We start from the raw sequence: 19,139 nt of genomic DNA, 5'->3' as shown, positions 1-19,139 counted from the left end.
CGGCGCTCAGCCCGCGCGCAGCAGGTCGTGCAGCGCCCGGGCGACGCCGCCCATCACGGCCTCGGCGCCCGGCTGGACGGCCGCCGCCACCCGGGACTCGGTGAGCGCGACGACCGCCAGGCGGGCGCCGTCGTCGTGCTCGACCACCCCCATCTCGTGGCGCTGGTTGAGGACCGTGCCCGTCTTCGACGACCAGCGCTCGGCGTCGCTGCTGAAGTCGGGGGCGAGCCGCTGGCGCATCACGCTGTGGCCCATGAGCATCCGGACCCGCGCGGCCACCTCGGGGCGCACGCGGGTGGGTCGCCAGACCTCCTGCAGCAGGTCGGCGAGGGACCCGGCGGCGGCGGAGCTCGCGAGGCCGACGTCGAGCTGCTCGACCGGGTGGCCGCCGCCGGGGGTGCCGAGCGCGGCGGCGAGCCGGTACGCCAGGTGGGCGTCCTCCGGTGCGAGCCGCTCCACGGCCGTTCCGACGAGCGGGGCGAGCGTGTGGCGCACCGCGATGCCGCCGATCCCGAGGTCGTCGAGGTGCTCCGCGACCGCGGCGGGGGGCACGAGGGCGAAGAGGGCGTCGGCGGCCGCCGAGTCGCTGATGGCGAGGGCCAGGTAGAGGAGGTCGTCGACCGCCACCGTGGCCGGGTGGCGGAAGCGGCCGAGACCCGGGGCGCCCGCGCGGTCCGCCGGACCGTTCGTCCCCGGCGCCACCTCGACCCGGTGCGCGGGGTCGATCTCGCCGCGGGCCACCCGGTCGAGCACCGCGAGGGCGAGCGGCACCTTCACCAGCGAGGCGGCCGCGTAGCGACGGGCCGGGTCGATCGCGACCTGTTCCCCCGTGGCGAGGTCGCGCACGACGAAGGACCCGACGAGCCCGGCCGCGTCGAGGCGGTCGCGCAGCTCCCGCAGCAGCCGCGTGCTCACGACGGTGCCTCCTCGCCGGCCCCGAGGACCTCGGCGAGCGCCGGGCCGACGGCGGCCAGGACGCGGGCCGCCTCGTCCCGCGACGTCGCGACGAGGGCGTGGGTGCGCTGCAGCGGGCGGCCCGCCGCCACGTCGCCGAGCGGGCGCCAGTGGAGCTCCGCGGCCCGGGCCTCGGCGGGCGTGCAGAGCAGCAGGTCCCCGGCCAGCACTGCGGCCAGCGCCGCCGTGACCGACCCGGCGACCGCGACCTGGCCGGGCCGCAGGGCGAGCCGGTCGCGCAGCCGGAGCAGGGGGTCGCGCACGTGGGGCACGTCGTCCTCGGGCAGGAGCCAGAGCCGCCGCGGCTCCTCGGGCGCCCCGTCCGAGGCCGCCACCCCGTCCCGCGCGCGCCGGACCCGCAACGACGCGAGGTGCACGACGGCGCCCCCGCCGACCCGCGCCGTACCCACGCCGAGCGGGACCCGCCAGGTCGCGTCGTCGGGCGCGGCGGGCACGACGGCGGCCTGGACGACCCGCTCGTCGACGAGCTCGGCGCGGCGGCGCGGGTCGGCCGTCACCAGGTCGACCACCAGACCCGCCCGGGCTCCGGCGGCGACGACCTCGGCGAGCACCCGGTCGACCACGGCCGGGCCGGCGGGCACGGCGATGCCGACCGGCCCGCGGCCGGCGCGGGCGGCCGCGGCGTCGAGCTCCTCGGCCGCCACCACCACCCGGCGCGCCGCCGGCAGCAGGTGCCGGCCCGCGTCGGTCAGCCGGGCCCGCCGGGCCGACCGGTCGAGCAGCACGACGTCGAGCCGCTGCTCCAGCGCGGCGACGCGCCGGCTCGCCACCGACTGGGGGACGCCGGTCGCGGCCGCGGCCTCCGTCACGCTCCCGCGCTCGCCGACGGCGAGGAGGAGGCGGCAGGCGGCGACGAGGTCCACCCGCCGAGGATGGCACATCGATGCCATAACGGCATGGGACCGGTCGTCGCGGTCTTGGACCGCATGGGTGCAGGTCGGCCAGGCTGCGACGCGTCCCGTCCTCGCTCGGAAGGTCCCACCCGTGACCACACCGCTCCGCCGCCGCACCGCCCTCGCCGCCCGCGTCGTCGGCCTCGCGCTCGCGTTCCCCGTCGCCCTCGCGGGCTGCACCGACGGCGACCCCTCCGCGGCCCCCGACCGCGGCGCGAGCAGCGCCACCAGCACCGCCGCCGTTCCCGTCGACGCCTCCGCGGCCCTGACCGCACTGGAGGAGCAGTACGACGCGCGCCTCGGCGTGCTGGCCGTCGAGGTCGGCACCGGCCGCACGGTCGCGCACCGCGCCGACGAGCGGTTCGCGTTCGCCTCGACCATCAAGGCCCTCCAGGTGGGCGCCCTGCTCGAGACGGCCACCGACGCCGACCTGGAGCGGCGGGTCACCTGGACCGACGCCGACCTCGTGACGTACTCGCCCGTCACCGAGCAGCACGTGGACGACGGGCTCACCGTCCTCGAGCTCGCGGACGCCGCCGTGCGGTTCAGCGACAACACGGCCGCGAACCTGCTGTTCGCCGAGCTCGGGGGCCCCGCCGGGCTGGCCGAGCGGCTGCGCGGGGTGGGCGACACCACCACGAACCCCGTGCGGGTCGAGCCGGAGCTCAACACCGCCGTGCCCGGCGACGACCGCGACACCACCACGCCGCGGGCGATGGCCGCGACGCTGCAGGCCTACGCCCTGGGCGACGTGCTGACGCCCGAGCGCCGGGAGCTGCTCGTCGACCTCCTGCGCCGCAACACCACGGGCGACGCCCTCGTCCGGGCCGGCGCGCCCGACGGGTGGACCGTCGGGGACAAGACGGGATCGGCGTCGTGGGGCACGCGCAACGACGTGGCCGTCGCCTGGCCGCCCGCCGGGTCCGACGGCGCGTCGCCCGTCGTGCTCGTCGTCATGACCAGCGGGAGCGCGCAGGACGCGCCGACGCACGACGCGCTCGTCGCCGACGCCACCCGCGCCGCGTTCGCCGCCCTGGACGACTGACCCGCCTCAGGGGGCGCGCCGCACCTCGAGGACGCGGAAGCCCTTGGCGCTGGCCAGCCGGTCGGTGGGCCAGCCCTGCTCGTCGAGCCAGCGGGCGAGCGAGTCCGCCCCCAGGTTCTTGCCCACGACCAGCACGGCGCGCCCGCCCGGCGCCAGGCGCGGCAGCCAGGTCAGCAGCAGCTCGTGCAGCGCCGCCTTGCCGATGCGGATGGGCGGGTTCGACCAGATCTCGTCGAACTCCCCGTCCGGCACCCCGTCGGGCAGGACGGCGCGGTAGCGCTCCGCCACGCCGAGCGCGCTGGCGTTCTCGCGGGCGAGCAGCAGGGCCCGCTCGTTGACGTCGACCCCGACGACCTCCGCCGCGGGGACGGTCGCGGCGACGGCGAGGCCGATCACGCCGTACCCGCAGCCCAGGTCGAGCACCCGCCGCACCCCGGCGGGCGGGTCGGTCTCGCGGAAGAGCACCGCGGTGCCCACGTCGAGGCGGCCCCGCGCGAACACGCCCGACCCGGTGACGAGGGACAGCCGCCGGTCCCACACCTCGACCTCGACGGGCTCGCGCGTGAAGGGCACCGAGGGATCGGCGGTGAAGTAGTGCTCGCCCGGGTCGGAGGCCTCGGGGGTCTCGGGGGTCTCGGGGACGTCAGCCACGGGTGCGCACCTTCCGGGTCTGCTCGGCGCGCAGCGCGAGCTCGGCGTCGTCGGGGTACCCGACCTCCTCCAGCACCAGGCCGTGCGGGTGCACCACCTGCACCGCCGGGTCGCGCCGGCCGCCCACGAGCACCTCGTGGGCCCAGGTGGCCGGGCGCCGTCCCTCCCCCACCGTGAGCAGGCAGCCGACGAGGGCGCGCACCATGTTGTGGCAGAACGCGTCGGCCACGACGGTGCCGACGAGCACGCCGTCGTCGCGACGGGTCCAGGAGAGCTCGAGCAGCGTGCGGATCGTCGTGGCGCCGGGACGCTTCTTGCAGAAGGCGGCGAAGTCCTGCTCGCCGACGAGGGTCGCGGCGGCCGCGTTCATCGCGGTCTCGTCCACGGGCTGGCCCCACGACAGCACGTGCCGGCGCGTCAACGGGTCGACGACCCCGGCGCGGTCGGCGACGCGGTATGCGTAGCGGCGCCACAGCGCCGAGAACCGGGCGTCGAACCCTTCGGGCGCCACGCGGGTGCGGTGCACGCGCACGTCGGGCGGCAGCACCCCGTTGAGCCGGCGGGCCAGGGCCGGGACCGGGTCGTCGACCCCGCGGCCGGCGCTGCGGGCGACGAGGTCGTCGTCGAGGTCGACGTGGACCACCTGGCCGCGCGCGTGCACGCCGGCGTCGGTGCGCCCGGCGACGACGACGGCCGGCCGCTCAGGGGCCCGGACGACGGTCTCCAGCGCCGCCTCCAGCTCGCCCTGCACGGTGCGCAGCGCCGGCTGGGTGGCCCAGCCGTGGAAGTCGGTGCCGTCGTAGGCGAGGTCGATCCGCAGGCGCACCGGGTGATCCTACGAGTCGGCGGGACCCTCCACCTCCGCGAGGTACGGCGGGTCCGCCCCGGGCCGCGAGACGGTCACGGCGGCCGCGCGGGCGGCGTACGCCAGGGCGTGGCGCAGGTCGCCCTCCCCGAGGCCGGCGAGCCGGTCGCGGTGCTGCGCGCCGACGACGCCGAGGTCCCACAGCGCGCTGATGAACGCGGCGGCCAGGGTGTCCCCCGCGCCGATGGTGTCGACGACGCCGAGGTCGCGCACGGCGGGCACGGTGACCTCGCCGCCCGGGTGGTGGCAGGTGGCTCCCTCGGCGCCGCGGGTCACGACGACGAGCGCGGGACCCAGGGCGCGGAGCCGTGCGACGGCGGCGGCCTCGTCGAGGTCCGGCCACAGGGCGGCGAGGTCCTCGTCGGAGGCCTTGACGACGTCGGCCTCCGCCACGACCGCCTCGACCTGCGTGACGACCTCCGCGCCGGTGCCGGTGATGGCCGGGCGGGCGTTGACGTCGTAGCTGACGAGGGCCCGCAGCCGCTCGCGGCGCACGAGGTCCAGCACGTCGTTCGCCCCCGGCGCCAGCACCGCGCCGATCGAGCACACGTGGAGCCAGCCGGGGTCGGCGTCGGGCACGTGCACCGCACCGAGGCGCCACTCGAGGTCGAACTCGTACGACGCCGCGCCGTCCGCCCCGATGGTCGCGACGGCGCTCGAGGTGTGGTCGATGACCTCGGGGTCGGCGGCGAGCCGCACCCCGTCGCGACCGAGGTGGGCGGCGAGGATCCCGCCGAGCCGGTCATCGGCCAGCGCGGTCGCGAACCACGTCGGACGGCCGAGGCGCACCAACGCGACGGCCACGTTGGCGGCGCTGCCGCCCGCCCGCTCCTCGACGGTCCCGTCGGGGCGGCGCACGACGTCGACCAGGGACTCCCCCGCCACGAGCGCCACGGGACCGGGCTCGGGCGTGGCCTCGGGCGCGGGCTCGGACGGGTTCGGGGGTGCGGGCTGCGTCGCGTCGACCGGCTGCTGCATGGGTCCACCCCACCACACGGGCCCCCTAGAGTGGCGCCGTGCCCGCCCTCGCGCTCGACCCGCCCGACCCGTCGTCCGCCACGCCTCCCTTCGAGCAGCTGCGCGCCCAGCTCGCGAGCCGGGTGGCCGCCGGCGAGCTGCCGCCCGGCGAGCGGCTGCCCACGGTGCGGGCGCTCGCCGCCGAGCTGGGGCTGGCGGCGGGGACCGTCGCGCGCGTCTACCGCGAGCTCGAGGCCGACGGGGTCGTCGTCACGCGCGGCCGCTCCGGGACGTTCGTGGCGTCCACGGCGGCGGCGGGCGACGCGGACCCCGCCGCCGCGGAGTACGCCGCGGCCGCCCGCCGTGCCGGCCTGTCGCTGGCCGAGGCGACCCGGGCCGTGGAGCGGGCCTGGGACCCGGGTTCCTCGCGCTGAGGCGCCGGACCTACTGCCGGCCCTCGATGATGTGCTCGCCCGCCGACTCCTCCTGGGCCGCGGCCACGTCGGGGGCCTCGGTGGTCGGCGCGACGTCGTCCGCGCCGGGCGTCGGGCCTGCGCCGCCGTCGGGCTCCTCCTCCGCGCCGGAGACGTGCTGGCCGGCCTCCGCCTCGCGGGCGTCGCCCTCCAGGGTGGGCTCCTCGTCCGGGTTGTCGGTCCTCAGCTGCTCTGCGGGTGACTTGTCGGTGCTCATGACCCCCCAACGTAGAGCAGCCCGCCACCCCGGTGGGGTGACGGGCTGCTCGACGAGCAGGTGCGCTCAGGCCTTGGCGTCGTCCGACGACTCGTCGGCGGCCTCGGTCGGCTCCGCGGTCTCCTCGGTGGTGGTCTCCTCGGCGGGAGCCTCCTCGGTGACCTCGGCGCCCTCTACGTCGGCCTCGGCGACCGGGGTCTCCTCGACCTCCTCCGCGGGGGCGGCCGGGGCGGCGGTGGCCGCACCGGTGGTGGCCGGGCCGGTGGTCGCCTTCGCGACGTACGCCTCGGTCACGAGCTCGATGACCGCCATGGCGGCGTTGTCGCCCTTGCGGGGGTTGAGCTTCGTGATGCGGGTGTAGCCGCCCGGACGCTCCGCGAAGGTCGGCGCGATCTCCGTGAAGAGGGCGTGCACGACGCCCTTGTCGCGGATGGACTTGAGCACCTCGCGGCGCTGGTGCAGCGGGTTCTCACCGTTGTGGGCCTTGACGGCCTTGGTGATGAGCTTCTCCGCCACGGGGCGCAGCGTGCGCGCACGCGACTCGGTGGTGACGATCCGGCCGTGCTCGAAGAGCTGGGTGGCCAGGTTCGACAGGATCAGCCGCTGGTGGGACGGGCTGCCGCCGAGGCGGGGACCCTTCTTCGGGGTGGGCATGGTTCTTCTCTCTTCTCCCCGGCCGTACGAGGTACCGGGGTAGACGGTGCTGCGGCGGCGGTCGCCGCCGCAGCAGGGTCGGACCTAGCGGCCCGGGTGGGACAGGGGCCGGTCGTGGATCAGTACTGCTCGTCCTCGACGAACGCGTCGTCGTCGTCGTCGCCGTACGCCGCGAGGGCGGTCGCCGGGTCGAAGCCGGGCGCGCTGTCCTTGAGGGACAGGCCCATCTCGACCAGCTTCGCCTTGACCTCGTCGATCGACTTGGCGCCGAAGTTGCGGATGTCGAGCAGGTCCTGCTCCGAGCGCCCGATGAGCTCACCCACGGTGTGGATGCCCTCGCGCTTGAGGCAGTTGTACGAGCGCACCGTCAGCTGCAGGTCCTCGACCGGGAGGGCGAGGTCCGCCGCGAGCTGCTCGTCGACCGGCGAGGGGCCGATGTCGATGCCCTCGGCCTCGACGTTGAGCTCGCGGGCGAGGCCGAAGAGCTCGACGAGCGTCTTGCCGGCCGACGCGATGGCGTCGCGGGGACGGATCGACGGCTTGGTCTCGACGTCGATGATCAGCTTGTCGAAGTCGGTGCGCTGCTCGACCCGGGTGGCCTCGACCTTGTAGGTCACCTTGAGGACCGGGCTGTAGATCGAGTCGACCGGGATGCGGCCGATCTCGTTGTCGGCGCCCTTGTTCTGCACGGCGGAGACGTAGCCGCGGCCGCGCTCGACGACGAGCTCCATCTCGAGCTTGCCCTTGTCGGACAGCGTCGCGATCTTCAGGTCGGGGTTGTGCACCTCGACGCCGGCCGGCGGCGCGATGTCGGCGGCGGTGACGTCACCGGCACCCGACTTGCGCAGGTACATGGTGACGGGCTCGTCGTGCTCGGAGGAGACCACCAGGCCCTTGAGGTTCAGGATGACCTCGGTGACGTCCTCCTTCACCCCCTCGACGGTGGAGAACTCGTGGAGCACGTTGTCGAGCTTGATGCTGGTGACCGACGCCCCCGGGATGGAGGACAGCAGCGTGCGGCGCAGCGAGTTGCCGAGCGTGTAGCCGAAGCCCGGCTCCAGCGGCTCGATGACGAATCGAGCGCGGAAGTCGCCGACCGTCTCCTCGGTGAGAGTCGGGCGCTGAGCGATGAGCACTGGTTGATTCCTTTCCGGACCCACCCACTATTTGACGGGACCGAACGACGTGGAGCGAGGGACGAACGGGACGACACAGCGGTGCGGGGCGGCGACTCGGTCGCTGCCCCGCACCGACCGGGTCACTTCTTCGAGTAGAACTCGACGATCAGCTGCTCCTGCACGGGCACGTCGATCTGCGCGCGGACCGGGCGCTGGTGCACCAGGATCCGCATGCGGCTCGGGACGGCCTCGAGCCACGCCGGGACGACGCGCTCGCCGTGCGTCTCGCGCGCGACGATGAACGGCGTCATCTCGAGCGACTTCTCGCGCACGTCGATGACGTCGTACTGCGACACCTGGTACGACGGGATGTTGACCTTCTTGCCGTTCACCAGGAAGTGGCCGTGGCTCACGAGCTGGCGGGCGTGGCGGCGCGTGCGGGCGAAGCCGGCGCGGTACACCACGTTGTCGAGGCGGCACTCCAGCAGCTCGAGCAGGTTGTCACCCGTCTTGCCGGTGCGGCGCGAGGCCTCGACGTAGTAGTTGTAGAACTGCCGCTCGAGCACGCCGTAGCTGATGCGCGCCTTCTGCTTCTCCTGCAGCTGGGCGCGGTACTCGCTCTCCTTGACGCGAGCACGGCCGTGCATGCCGGGCGGGTAGGGGCGGCGCTCGAACGCGGCGTCGCCACCGACGAGGTCGACACCAAGACGGCGCGACTTCTTGGTCATGGGGCCGGTGTAACGGGCCATGTCTCAGTCTCTCCTAGGTCTCTGGTGTCGGGTCAGACGCGGCGGCGCTTGGGCGGCCGGCATCCGTTGTGGGGCTGCGGCGTGACGTCCTGGATGGTGCCGACCTCGAGGCCGATCGCACCCAGGGACCGGATCGCCGTCTCGCGGCCCGAGCCCGGGCCCTTGACGAAGACGTCGATCTTCTTCATGCCGTGCTCCATCGCCCGACGACCAGCGGCCTCGGCGGCCATCTGCGCCGCGTACGGCGTGGACTTGCGCGAGCCCTTGAAGCCGACGGTGCCGGCCGAGGCCCACGAGATCACCGCACCGGTGGGGTCGGTGATGGTGACGTGCGTGTTGTTGAACGTGCTCTTGATGTGAGCCTCGCCAGCGGCGACGTTCTTCTTCTCCTTGCGGCGCACCTTCTTGGCGCCAGCCGCAGCGCGTCCCTTGGGGGGCATGCGTTATCTCCTGAAAGGTCTGGTGAGCTCGTGATGGGAGGGCTGCGATCCCGGGGGGATCAGCGAGCCTTCTTCTTGCCGGCAACGGTGCGCTTGGGGCCCTTGCGGGTGCGCGCGTTGGTCTTCGTGCGCTGACCGCGGACCGGGAGGCCCATGCGGTGGCGCCGACCCTGGTAGCTGCCGATCTCGATCTTGCGGCGGATGTCGGCCTGGACCTCGCGTCGGAGGTCACCCTCGAACTTGTAGTTGGCCTCGATCTCGTCGCGGAGCTTCACCAGCTCCTCGTCCCCCAGGGTGTGCACGCGGGCGTTCGGGTCGACACCCGTGGCCGCGAGGATCTGCTGGGAGCTGGTACGGCCGATGCCGTAGATGTAGGTGAGTGCGATCTCGACGCGCTTGTCGCGCGGGAGGTCGACACCAACGAGGCGTGCCATGCGTGGTGTTTCCCTTCGATGTGCACAGAGGTGTCGGTCGTGTCGCGCCCCGGTCGGTCGGCCCGATCTGTCGGGCCACCGGGCTCCGGCCTCTGCTCCGGAGGTGCATCCCCCGCGCCAGGCGCGGGTTGAGCGAACACGGTGGTGGGTGGTGCTGGTGCTGCTGGCGGGCACGGGGCCCGTTCGTCAGCCCTGACGCTGCTTGTGACGCGGGTTCTCGCAGATCACCATGACCCGCGAGTGCCGGCGGATCACCTTGCACTTGTCACAGATGGGCTTGACGCTCGGCTTGACCTTCACGAGGAGGTCCTTTCAACGTGTCTCGGCTGATGTCACTTGTAGCGGTAGACGATGCGGCCGCGCGTCAGGTCGTACGGCGAGAGCTCCACCACCACGCGGTCCTCGGGGAGGATCCGGATGTAGTGCTGCCGCATCTTGCCGCTGATGTGCGCGAGGACCTTGTGCCCGTTGCTCAGCTCCACGCGGAACATCGCGTTGGGGAGAGCCTCGATGACGGAGCCCTCGATCTCGATGACGCCTTCCTTCTTGGCCATGTCCTCACAATCCGTCGTGCCGGCGTACCGGCCGTGGTCGTCTCGTCTACCGTTGGTGCACCGTCCGACCCCGTGGGGGCGATCGGTCGGCCGGCCCGGGAACCGCCTGCCGGCCCGGATCGCGCCGGGTGGCAGTGGACCTCGTGCAGCCGCTCGGTGGACCTCATCCCGGAGAACCGGACAGCCGCGAGGCACCACGAAGCAGACCCACGTTGGGCCGACGCAGCAGTCTAGGTGAGCGGCCCAACGATTCCTAATCCGTTCACCGCGCCCGCGGCGGGGCCCCTCAGCCGTCGGCCGCGAGCAGGCGCAGCGTCTCCTCGCGCGCGGGCGAGGAGCCCGCCGCGACGCCCGTGGTCTCGCCCGGCACCGGGTGCACCATCACCTCGTCGACACCGTGCTGCGCCGCGAGGGCCGCCACCTGGGCGCGCGCCTGCGCGGGGTCGCCCACCACCCACCGCTCGAGCATCGCGTCCACGAGCTGCTGGTGGCTGGGCGGCAGCTCGACCGCGAGGGCCTCCTCCACCGTTGGCTGGGGACGCAGTGGCTGACCGGTGCGCAGCGCCAGCATGGAGAGCTGCTGGGGGCGGGCGCGGCGCCGCGCCTCCTCCTCGGTGGGCGCGACCACCGCGTTCACGGTCAGGAAGGTGCGCGGCGCCGCCAGCTCCGCCGAGGGCTCGAACGTCGAGCGGTACAGGTGCAGCGCACGCTCGGTGCCCTCGCCGCTGAAGTGGTGCGCGAAGACGTAGGGCATGCCCCGCTGGGCGGCGAGCCGGGCGGAGTAGTCGGAGGAGCCGAGCAGCCAGGCGGTGGGGACCGAGCGGGCCACGGGCGTGGCCCGCAGCGCGTGGGTGCGACCGGACAGCTGCAGCCCCACCCCCTCCGGCGACAGCATCGCCACCACGTTGCCCACGTGCTCCGCGAAGCGGGCCACGGCCTCGTCGTCCGTGCCGGCCGGGCCGCCGTGGCGCAGCGCCCAGCTCGTGACCGGGTCGGACCCGGGGGCCCGGCCGATGCCGAGGTCGATGCGGCCGGGGTAGGCCGCCTCCAGCAGGGCGAACTGCTCGGCCACGACCAGCGGCGCGTGGTTGGGGAGCATGACGCCCCCCGAGCCGACCCGCAGGCGCTGCGTCGCCCCGGCGATCATCGCGATCAGCACCGGGGGGTTCGTGGCGGCCACCGCCGGCATGTTGTGGTGCTCCGCGACCCAGTAGCGCTCGTAGCCCGTCGCGTCCGCCACCCGGGCCAGCGAGAGCGACGCCGCGACGGCGTCCCCGGTCGTCTGGTCGGAGCGGACGGGCACGAGGTCGAGCACGGACAGGCGCGGGGCGGGGTGGTCGCTCATCGCCGGTCCCAACCGGGGGCGCCACGGCGCTATTCCCGCTCGTACCCGAGAGGGGAGGCGTGGCCCTCGGGGCGTCGCGTATCGTCGCCCCGTGACCGAAACATCGTTCTCCGCCACCACCGAGCCGGGCACGCTCGTGCTGTCGGGCGACATCGACGCCGCCGACCACCGCGCGCTCAACGACCTGATCGAGCAGGCGAGCGCCACGTTCACCGAGAACCTGACGATCGACCTGCGTGCCGTGACGTTCCTTCCGAGCATCATCGTCGGCGTGCTCGCCCGCGCCACGGTGATGGCGAAGAAGAACGGCGCCCGCGTCACGCTGGTCGCCGTCGAGGGCACCGTGCCGCAGCGGGTGCTGACCGTGTGCAAGATCCCCTACGAGCAGGTCACCGCCTGACCGGCGCCCTCCCATGGCACTACCGACCCCCCTCCCCGACGCCGCGCCGTCCTGGCACGTGCTCGACCTCCCGCACGCACCGGAGGCGGCACGCCGGACCTGCGCGGCCCTGCGGGACGACCTCGGGGCCCTCGGTGTGCCGACCAGCGTGCTGAACGACGCGATCATCGTCGCCGGCGAGCTCGTCACGAACGCGGTCGAGCACGGCCGGGCGCGCGACGCCGGGACGATAGAGGTCGCCTGGCTCCTCGCCGCCGACAGCCTGCAGCTGCGGGTCGTCGACGCCGGTGAGGGCCCGGACATCCCGGGCGGCACCGTCTCCGCGGACGGCCTGCGGGGACGCGGGCTCGCCATGGTCGCGGCGATCTGCGCCGAGCTCGCCCTCGACCGCAGCGGCTGCACCACCTTCACGGCCCGGATCCCCCTGTGACGGCGAGCAGCGAGGCCCCTCCCGGCCTCCTGAACGTCGGCACGATCCTGGGCGGCGTCGACCGCGCCGGACTCGCCGAGCGCCGCGCCGCCTTCCTCGAGCGCCTCCACGACGTCACGGCGAGCGTGCACCACCCCGGCCGGGCGATCGAGCTGGTCGCGGACACGTTCGTGCACCACGTCACCGAGTTCGCCCAGGTCACGCTCCACACCCACCAGGGGTGGATCGCCGCCGGCCAGGTCGAGGGCCACGCCCCGGTCGACCACGACGGGTACGCCATCGGCCGCAACCAGGCCGCCGTGCTGCGGGGGCTCCTCGCCCGGCGCTCCCCCGAGCACTGGGTGCTGCCGCCGGACACGCCCGACCGCGCCGAGGTGCTCGCCCGCCTGCTGGGCCGCACGCCGCTCGTCGGCCAGCTCGAGCAGCTCGGCGCCGTCGGGCTGCTCAACGTGCCGCTCCTGGCCCGCGGCCGCGCGATCGGGCTCCTCACGCTCGCGCGCCGGGGACCCTTCGACTTCGACGCCGACGACGTGGCGTTCCTCGAGGGCGTCGCCCACCGGGTCGCGGCGACCCTGGACGTGTGCGTCGTCGTCGCGGACAACCGGCACGTCGCGGCGACGCTGCGCACCTCGCTGCTCCCGCCGCCCATCCCGGCGACCTCGGGGCTCGACCTCGCGTCGTACAGCCGCGTGGCGCAGGAGGAGGTCACCGTCGGCGGTGACTTCATCGACGTGCACGGGCCCGACGACGACACGACGCTGCTGCTCGGCGACGCCGTCGGCAAGGGCGTGGTGGCGGCGATCGCGGCCAAGCGCATCCGTTCCGCGGTGCGCACCGCGGCGCTGGTCGACCGCTCGCCCGACCGCGTGCTGGCCCTCACGAACCAGGTGCTGGTCGCCGAGGCCGAGTCGGCCATCGAGAGCTTCGCCACCGCCGTGTGCGGGCGCCTGCGGCGACGTCCGGACGGAGCGGTGGACCTCGACCTCACCAACGCCGGCCACCCGCCGCCGATCGTGCTGCGGCGCGACGGACGGCTGGAGTACGTCGAGTCGAACGGCCCCGCGCTGGGCGTCTTCGAGGAGGCCACCTACGCCTCCGCGCGCCTCGTGCTCCAGCCCGGCGACACGCTCATCTGCTACACCGACGGCATCACCGAGGCGCGCGGCGCGGACGAGATGTTCGGCGAGGACGGCATCGCCGCGGCCCTGGCCGGCCTGGGCGGCGCGCCGAGCAGCGCGATCGTGGAGCGGCTCGCGGTGAGCGTGTCGGAGTTCGTCGCCGGCGACACCCACGACCGCGACGACGTGGCCGTCGTGGCCGTGCAGCCGCGGGTGCGGTGACGACCACGTGGGCGACGGCGGCGACAGCAGCGACGTGACGACCACCGACGCGGGTCCGGGCACCGGACCCGGGGCGGGCCTGGGCGACGGGGCCACCGAGCGCTACTGGGCCGCCGTCGACACCGGCGACGCCCCGGCCGCCCGCGACGTCGCGCTCGCGGCCCTCGACGCCGGGGCCACCCTCCCCCAGGTCCTCGACGGGCTCGTGGGCGAGGCCCAGCGCCGCGTCGGCCGGCTGTGGGAGCGGGCGGAGTGGACCGTCGCGCGCGAGCACGGGGCCACCGCGGTCGGCGAGTTCGTCGTGCGCAGCCTGCGCGAGCGCACCCGCCACGGGGCCCACACCCGCGGCGGCCGCCCCCTGCTGGTGCTCTGCGCCGAGCGGGAGTGGCACGCCCTGCCCGCCCTCATGCTCAGCGCGCGGCTCGAGCACGAGGGTCACCCGGTCCACTACCTCGGCGCCGACGTGTCGACGGCCGTCCTGCAGGGCGCGCTGATGGAGACCGGCCCCCGGGCCGTGCTCGTCAGCGCCTCGCTCTCCTCGTCCCTGGTCTACGTGCGCCGCCACGTCGAGGCCGCCCGCGCCGTCCGGGTGCCCGTGGTGGTGGGCGGCTCGGCCTTCGACCCTGCCGGCGCGCGCGCCCGACGCCTCGGCGCGAGCGCCTGGGTGGGGCCCGGCGACGACACGGGCGCGGTGGTCGCCGCACTGCCCACCTCCGTCCCGCCCGCCGAGGACCTGCCCGGCCCCGGGGCCCGCGAGGCCGACACCCTCATGGCGTCGCACGCCGCGGTCGCGGGGGACGTGGTCGCCCGGATGCGCGCCGACCGCACCGCCAACCGTAACGCCCTCGAGGCCATCGTTGACCAGGTGCCCCACGTCGTCGGCTCGCTCGCCGCCGCCCTGCTGCTCGACGACCCCCGGATCGTGGACGAGTCCGGCGTCTGGCTGCGCGAGGTCGCCTCGGCCCGCGGGTGCGACGGCGACACCGTGAGCGCCGTCTGGTCCTCCCTCGAGCGGCAGGTCGCCGACTTCCCCTGCGCCCGCGCGCTGCTCGCCCGGCGCGCCTGACCCCACCTGCCCCGCCCGTCGAGGTCGTCAGGTACGGCGGAAGCTCCGCACGCTCGCCGCGGCCCGCACCCGGCGGTGCCACGGCACGCCCTCCCGCAGCTCCCGGCGTACCGCCATGACCTGCTCCCAGTAGTCCGCGGCCACGCCGTCCGCGGGCGGGGTCGGGCCGAACACGTGGCCGTCGGCCGTGCGCGCCAGCGCCGGGGCCGCGGGCAGCGGCAGCGACCGCGCCTGCTCGCGCCGCGTGACGCCCGCGGCGACCGGCACCCCCGCGCCGAGGTCGCGGGCGGCGTCGACGAGCTCGCGCCACGCCCCCACGAGGCGGGCCGACGCCCGCGGGGCGCCCCGGCGGCGCCGCCGGCGCCAGGCCTTCGCCCCCAGCACGAGCGCGAACCACAGCGCCACGAGGAGCAGCGGCCCACCGACGATCCCCAGCACCCACACCACCCAGGCGGGCAGCTCGAACCCGGCCTCCTCGGGCTCGCCGGCGCGGGCGTCGAGCTCGGCGTCGGTCTGGTCGGTGAGGCTGGAGGGCGGCGGGACGGGCGCCGGGGGCGGCACGACGGTGCCGGACATCTCCTGCTCGTTGAGCGGCGGTCGCTCGGCGGGCCGGTCGTAGTCCATGAAGGTCTCGGTGGGCAGGGTGCGCCACGAGCCGTCGGCGACCTGCAGCTCCACCCACGCCTCGACGTGCTCGCCCCGCACCACCCCGTCGGCCGGGACGACCGCCCCGACGACGACCCGCGCGGGCACGCCGATGGCGTTGGCGACCAGCGCCATCGTGGCGGCGTACTGCTCGTCGTTGCCCGCCATCACCACGTCGTCGACGAAGCCCTCGCCGAGCCGGCCGCGGTAGTGCCCCGCCGTGTAGATCTTCTCGGCCTCGAGCACGCCGTCGGTGTACTTGCCCACGGTGCGCAGGTGGCGCGCGGCCGCGAGCACGCGGGCCATCGGCTCGGCCTCGCCCGCGGTCCACTGCACGGCCTGGGTGGCGAGGAACGAGGCGGCCGACGCGAGCGCCGGGTCCGGCGTGCCCGGCAGGTCGTCCGCGTCGACCTCGTCGGGCGGCAGGACGGCCTCGAGCACGTAGGCGTCGCCCGGCGCCAGGCCGCTCGGCACGACGCCGGTGGAGGTCGCCAGGTTGTAGCGGAACGAGGCGGCGGCCGCGTCGCCGCGCGGGCCGGTGAACCGCAGCTCGGTGAGGGCCCCGACGGTGGGGAGCCACACGCCGTCGTACCCCTCCCCCAGCTCGACGCGGACGTCGACCTCCTCGCCCTCGACCGGGTTGTCGATGGAGGTCGAGACGCGCTGGAACGACGCGCGGGTGACGCCGACGCCGCTCGCGCCGGCCGCCCGGTCCGCCGCGCCCCACACGACGCCGTCGTAGGAGTCGAGCGCGGCGAAGCGCACGCGGGTGCCCTCGGGCGCGCCCTCGAGGGTCATCAGCACCTGCTCGTAGCGGTTGGCGGCGTCGGGCTCGGGCATCTCGACGTACCGGCGGAAGGAGGCGAGCGGCGAGGGGTACTGCCCCACCTCGAAGGGCGGGGAGACGTGCTCGCGCAGCACGAAGCGGTCGTCGTCGCCGACGGCCCAGGACCCGACGGGCACGGCGAGCGCGCCGGCGAGGGCGACGAGGGCGGCGCCGGTGAGACCGCGGCGCAGCCGGCCGGACGCGGGGCCCGTGCCGCCGGTGACGGTGGGCACGACGGGGGCGGTCGCCGCCGCACGGGCCGCCCGCAGGCGGGCGCGCAGGCCCGCGACGCCGAGGGACAGCGCCGCGAACGCGCCGCCCTGGAGCAGCACGGACGCCGGGGTGGCGACGCCCAGCAGCAGCACCGCGCCGAGCACGAGGAACGGCCCGGCGAGGACGAGCACCGCCTGCAGCGCCACCGGGGGGCGGCGCAGGCCCGCGGCGAGCACGGCGGCCAGGGCCCCGGCCGTGCCGAGGACGAACGGGAGGACCAGCAGCGGACCGTCGCCGTCGACGGGCGGCAGGGTGGTGAGGGCGTCGCGCCACCCCCCGACGACGGCGTCCCCCAGCTGCTCGAGCGTGCCGGGCAGCGGCAGGTACGCCGTGCCCCCCGCGGAGCGCAGGCAGAGCGGGCCCCCCAGCAGGACGACCCCGGCCGCGGCGAGGAGCACCGGCAGGGCGGGGGGCCAGCGGTGGCGGCGCGCCAGGAGCGCGGAGCCCGCGCCGAGGAGCGCGCCGACCGCGCCCACGAGCAGGAACTGGGCGCCCGTGAAGGTGCGGGCGAGGCCGGAGAGGGCGACGACCACCAGCAGGACGAGCAGGGCGGCCTCGCCGAGGTCGCCGCGGGTGAGCCGGGGCCGCCGCCGGGTGCGCCGCGAGCCCGGGGTCGGCGCTGGAGGCGGGGTCGGCGCGCTCACGACGCCCCCCAGCGCAGCAGGGCGGCGAGGTCGTCGCGGCGGGCCAGCGTCAGCACCGGCACGTCGCCGGCCTCACGCACGTGGGCACGCGCGGCGGGGTCGACGAGCAGGCCGAGGCGGCGCACCTGCGGACCGTACGTCGCGGCCGCGCGGGTCAGGGTCGCGAACGACGTGCCGGTGCCGCCGAGGAGGAACAGCAGGCTGGTGTCGGGGGCGACCCGCGCCGCCTCCTGGGCGCCCGCGAGCAGACCGCGGCCCTCGGTGGTGGCGCGGCAGACGGCGTCGAGCACCCGGTTGCCGTCGGTGCCGGTCACGACCTGGCTGCCGCACACGAAGGTGGCGGCGAAGTCGTCGAGCGTGGCGCGGGCGACGATCGAGGCGGCGACGCTCATCGCGGTCTCCAGCTCCTCCTCGTCGCCCCACGCCGCCGGGTCGTCGTCGACCACCACGGTGGCGTGGGAGCGGCGGGTGTCCTGGTACTGCCGCACGAGGAGCTGGCCCACCTTGGCCGAGGAGCGCCAGTGGACGTGGCGCAGGTCGTCGCCCGGCGCGTACTCCCGCAGGGCGTGGAACGCGAGGTCGCTCGACGTCACGGCGTCGGTGGTGACGCCCTCGAGGTCGCGCAGCAGCCCCGCGCCGAGGGACTCCAACGGCACCATCACCGGACGCACCAGCACCTCCTCCACGCCCGTCCACACCGCGTCGCGGGAGAACACGCCGACGGGGTCGCCCCGGCGGGTGGAGGCGGGGCCGACCGCGACCACGCCGCGCCGCTCGGTGCGCAGCAGCAGGTCCTCGAGGTGCGCGGCCCCCGGACGCAGCGCGGGCAGGGCGTAGCGGTGCGTCGACGCCCCCACCGGCAGCTCGAGGGCGACGGGCAGCAGCCGCCGGGACCCGGTGTTGGTGACCACGACGCCGACCGCGACGCTGGCCCCGGCCACCACGCGGCGCGGCTCCGCCGTGACGTCCACCCGCACCCGCGTGCGACCCAGCACGAACGGGGCGGCCAGCACGAGCAGCAGGAGGCAGGCCGCCGCGACCACCCCGGCCTCCCGCCAGCCGGCGACGACCGCGACGACCCCCGCGAGCACGCCCAGGCACGCGACCGCCCACCCCAGGGGGTCGACGACCGCGACGGCGGGACGCAGGGACCGCAGGACGCGCACGGGCCTCAGGCCACCCGGTCGGTCGGCGGCGCGACCGCGTCGAGCAGGCGGCCGATGACCGTGTCGACGGTGACGCCGCCGAACTGCGCCTCCGCGTCGAGCAGCAGGCGGTGGCACAGCACGGGCTGCGCGAGCTCCTTCACGTCGTCGGGCACGACGTGGTCCCGGCCGTCGGCGGCCGCCCACGTCTTCGCCACGCGGATGAACGCCAGGCAGCCGCGGGCCGAGAGCCCGAGGCGGACGTGCGGGAGGCGCCGCGACTCCTCGGCGAGGTCCGCGACGTACCCGACCACGGCGGGGTCGACGTACACCTGGTCGGCGAGCCCGCTCATCTGCGAGACGACCTCCGCGGTGATCACCGGCGTCACCAGCGAGGCGCGGTCGCGGGTGCCGGCCTCGACGAGGAGCGCGACGGTGGAGGCGTGGTCGGGGTAGCCGACCGAGGTCTTCATGAGGAAGCGGTCGAGCTGCGCCTCGGGCAGCCGGTAGGTGCCGGCCTGCTCGATCGGGTTCTGGGTGGCCACGACCATGAACGGGCGCCCCACGGGACGGGGCTCGCCGTCGACGGTGACCCGGCCCTCCTCCATGACCTCCAGCAGCGCCGCCTGGGTCTTGGGCGACGCCCGGTTGATCTCGTCGGCGAGGACGATCGTGTGGAAGATCGGGCCGGGGTGGAACTCGAACGTGCCGCGGTTCTGGTCGTAGACGGTCACGCCCGTGACGTCGGAGGGCAGGAGGTCGGGCGTGAACTGGATGCGGGCGTGGCTGCCCTGCACCGTGTTGGCCAGCGCCCGCGCCAGCATCGTCTTGCCCGTCCCGGGGTTGTCCTCCAGCAGCAGGTGCCCCTCCGACAGCATGCAGGTGAGCGCGAGCCGGATGACGTGCCGCTTGCCGAGCACCGCCTTCTCCACGTTGTCGGTCAGCCGGTCGAAGGTCTGGCGGAACCACTCGGCCTGTTCGCGCGAGAGGGTCATGGGGC

The 19,139-nt window shown here is 75.4% G+C and carries 23 protein-coding genes; 6 read left to right on the top strand and 17 right to left on the bottom strand.

Going from position 1 to position 19,139, the window contains the following annotated elements; all coding sequences use genetic code 11:
* Positions 1-6: 6 nt before the first annotated feature.
* Positions 7-915: a serine hydrolase gene (locus tag ACOACO_RS09645; RefSeq protein ID WP_420296005.1), complete on the bottom strand. Its 909-nt coding sequence runs from the start codon at positions 913-915 to the stop codon at positions 7-9.
* Positions 912-1,838: a LysR family transcriptional regulator gene (locus ACOACO_RS09640; RefSeq protein WP_420296004.1), complete on the bottom strand. Its 927-nt coding sequence runs from the start codon at positions 1,836-1,838 to the stop codon at positions 912-914. The genes ACOACO_RS09645 and ACOACO_RS09640 overlap by 4 nt, the downstream gene beginning before the upstream one ends.
* Before the next feature lie 121 nt (positions 1,839-1,959).
* Between ACOACO_RS09640 and bla the strand changes: the two genes are divergently transcribed.
* The gene (bla, locus tag ACOACO_RS09635) at positions 1,960-2,913 is read left to right on the top strand and encodes a class A beta-lactamase (RefSeq protein ID WP_420296003.1); all 954 of its coding nucleotides are present in this window, start codon (positions 1,960-1,962) and stop codon (positions 2,911-2,913) included.
* A 6-nt stretch (positions 2,914-2,919) separates the two neighbouring features.
* Here the strand turns inward: bla and ACOACO_RS09630 are convergent, their stop codons facing one another.
* The 3 genes from ACOACO_RS09630 to ACOACO_RS09620 are packed head-to-tail and all read right to left on the bottom strand — an operon-like array spanning position 2,920 to position 5,407.
* A complete protein-coding gene (locus tag ACOACO_RS09630; RefSeq protein ID WP_420296002.1) occupies positions 2,920-3,564 on the bottom strand; it encodes a class I SAM-dependent methyltransferase in 645 nt (214 codons plus the stop codon).
* A complete protein-coding gene (gene truA / locus ACOACO_RS09625; protein ID WP_420296001.1) occupies positions 3,557-4,390 on the bottom strand; it encodes a tRNA pseudouridine(38-40) synthase TruA in 834 nt (277 codons plus the stop codon). Before truA ends, ACOACO_RS09630 begins: the two co-directional genes overlap by 8 nt.
* Positions 4,391-4,399: 9 nt before the next feature.
* The gene (locus ACOACO_RS09620; RefSeq protein ID WP_420296000.1) at positions 4,400-5,407 is read right to left on the bottom strand and encodes a PfkB family carbohydrate kinase; all 1,008 of its coding nucleotides are present in this window, start codon (positions 5,405-5,407) and stop codon (positions 4,400-4,402) included.
* A 38-nt stretch (positions 5,408-5,445) separates the two neighbouring features.
* Here ACOACO_RS09620 and ACOACO_RS09615 point away from each other — a divergent pair, with 38 nt between their 5' ends.
* Positions 5,446-5,820, top strand: a complete 375-nt coding sequence (locus ACOACO_RS09615) for a GntR family transcriptional regulator (protein WP_420295999.1) — start codon at positions 5,446-5,448, stop codon at positions 5,818-5,820.
* A 10-nt stretch (positions 5,821-5,830) separates the two neighbouring features.
* Here ACOACO_RS09615 and ACOACO_RS09610 read toward each other — a convergent pair whose 3' ends face one another.
* The 9 genes from ACOACO_RS09610 to ACOACO_RS09570 form a co-directional block, all read right to left on the bottom strand.
* The gene (locus ACOACO_RS09610) at positions 5,831-6,076 is read right to left on the bottom strand and encodes a hypothetical protein (protein ID WP_420295998.1); all 246 of its coding nucleotides are present in this window, start codon (positions 6,074-6,076) and stop codon (positions 5,831-5,833) included.
* A 66-nt stretch (positions 6,077-6,142) separates the two neighbouring features.
* A complete protein-coding gene (rplQ, locus tag ACOACO_RS09605) occupies positions 6,143-6,730 on the bottom strand; it encodes a 50S ribosomal protein L17 (protein ID WP_420295997.1) in 588 nt (195 codons plus the stop codon).
* Between the two features lie 119 nt (positions 6,731-6,849).
* Positions 6,850-7,866: a DNA-directed RNA polymerase subunit alpha gene (locus ACOACO_RS09600; RefSeq protein WP_420295996.1), complete on the bottom strand. Its 1,017-nt coding sequence runs from the start codon at positions 7,864-7,866 to the stop codon at positions 6,850-6,852.
* Between the two features lie 122 nt (positions 7,867-7,988).
* Positions 7,989-8,597, bottom strand: coding sequence for a 30S ribosomal protein S4 (gene rpsD / locus ACOACO_RS09595; protein ID WP_420295995.1), 609 nt, complete (start codon positions 8,595-8,597; stop codon positions 7,989-7,991).
* Positions 8,598-8,629: 32 nt separating this feature from the next.
* Positions 8,630-9,037 carry a 30S ribosomal protein S11 gene (gene rpsK / locus ACOACO_RS09590; protein WP_277501358.1) on the bottom strand — a complete coding sequence of 136 codons (408 nt, stop codon included), beginning with the start codon at positions 9,035-9,037 and terminating at the stop codon, positions 8,630-8,632.
* 59 nt (positions 9,038-9,096) lie between these two features.
* Positions 9,097-9,471 (bottom strand): 30S ribosomal protein S13, encoded by a 375-nt coding sequence (gene rpsM, locus ACOACO_RS09585; protein ID WP_163772482.1) that lies wholly within the window; start codon positions 9,469-9,471, stop codon positions 9,097-9,099.
* A gap of 186 nt (positions 9,472-9,657) precedes the next feature.
* Complete coding sequence (rpmJ, locus tag ACOACO_RS09580; protein WP_277501359.1) at positions 9,658-9,771, bottom strand: 50S ribosomal protein L36; 114 nt, start codon at positions 9,769-9,771, stop codon at positions 9,658-9,660.
* 32 nt (positions 9,772-9,803) lie between these two features.
* Entirely contained in the window at positions 9,804-10,025 is a 222-nt protein-coding gene (gene infA / locus ACOACO_RS09575; RefSeq protein ID WP_028473450.1) for a translation initiation factor IF-1, read from the bottom strand.
* 286 nt (positions 10,026-10,311) lie between these two features.
* Complete coding sequence (locus ACOACO_RS09570; RefSeq protein WP_420295994.1) at positions 10,312-11,370, bottom strand: LLM class flavin-dependent oxidoreductase; 1,059 nt, start codon at positions 11,368-11,370, stop codon at positions 10,312-10,314.
* A 91-nt stretch (positions 11,371-11,461) separates the two neighbouring features.
* Between ACOACO_RS09570 and ACOACO_RS09565 the strand changes: the two genes are divergently transcribed.
* Genes ACOACO_RS09565 through ACOACO_RS09550 form a run of 4 tightly spaced genes read left to right on the top strand, consistent with a single transcriptional unit; the run spans position 11,462 to position 14,606 of the window.
* Positions 11,462-11,770, top strand: a complete 309-nt coding sequence (locus ACOACO_RS09565) for an STAS domain-containing protein (RefSeq protein ID WP_420295993.1) — start codon at positions 11,462-11,464, stop codon at positions 11,768-11,770.
* A gap of 13 nt (positions 11,771-11,783) precedes the next feature.
* Complete coding sequence (locus ACOACO_RS09560) at positions 11,784-12,200, top strand: ATP-binding protein (RefSeq protein ID WP_420295992.1); 417 nt, start codon at positions 11,784-11,786, stop codon at positions 12,198-12,200.
* On the top strand, positions 12,197-13,540 hold the full coding sequence (locus ACOACO_RS09555; protein WP_420295991.1) for a PP2C family protein-serine/threonine phosphatase: 1,344 nt from the start codon (positions 12,197-12,199) through the stop codon (positions 13,538-13,540). The genes ACOACO_RS09560 and ACOACO_RS09555 overlap by 4 nt, the downstream gene beginning before the upstream one ends.
* Before the next feature lie 34 nt (positions 13,541-13,574).
* The gene (locus ACOACO_RS09550) at positions 13,575-14,606 is read left to right on the top strand and encodes a cobalamin B12-binding domain-containing protein (RefSeq protein WP_420295990.1); all 1,032 of its coding nucleotides are present in this window, start codon (positions 13,575-13,577) and stop codon (positions 14,604-14,606) included.
* 27 nt (positions 14,607-14,633) lie between these two features.
* Here the strand turns inward: ACOACO_RS09550 and ACOACO_RS09545 are convergent, their stop codons facing one another.
* From ACOACO_RS09545 to ACOACO_RS09535, 3 genes are read right to left on the bottom strand one after another with little or no spacing between them, the layout of a single operon-like run.
* Complete coding sequence (locus ACOACO_RS09545) at positions 14,634-16,994, bottom strand: transglutaminase-like domain-containing protein (protein WP_420295989.1); 2,361 nt, start codon at positions 16,992-16,994, stop codon at positions 14,634-14,636.
* Complete coding sequence (locus ACOACO_RS09540) at positions 16,991-18,160, bottom strand: DUF58 domain-containing protein (protein WP_420295988.1); 1,170 nt, start codon at positions 18,158-18,160, stop codon at positions 16,991-16,993. The genes ACOACO_RS09545 and ACOACO_RS09540 overlap by 4 nt, the downstream gene beginning before the upstream one ends.
* Positions 18,161-18,165: 5 nt before the next feature.
* A complete protein-coding gene (locus tag ACOACO_RS09535) occupies positions 18,166-19,134 on the bottom strand; it encodes an AAA family ATPase (protein WP_420295987.1) in 969 nt (322 codons plus the stop codon).
* Between the last annotated feature and the right edge of the window lie 5 nt (positions 19,135-19,139).

This window comes from Nocardioides sp. CPCC 205120, assembly GCF_048654585.1.
Classification (GTDB): Bacteria; Actinomycetota; Actinomycetes; order Propionibacteriales; family Nocardioidaceae; genus Nocardioides.
The sequence above is the reverse complement of the archived record's forward strand: the minus strand, read 5'-3'. Positions and strand labels throughout refer to the sequence as shown.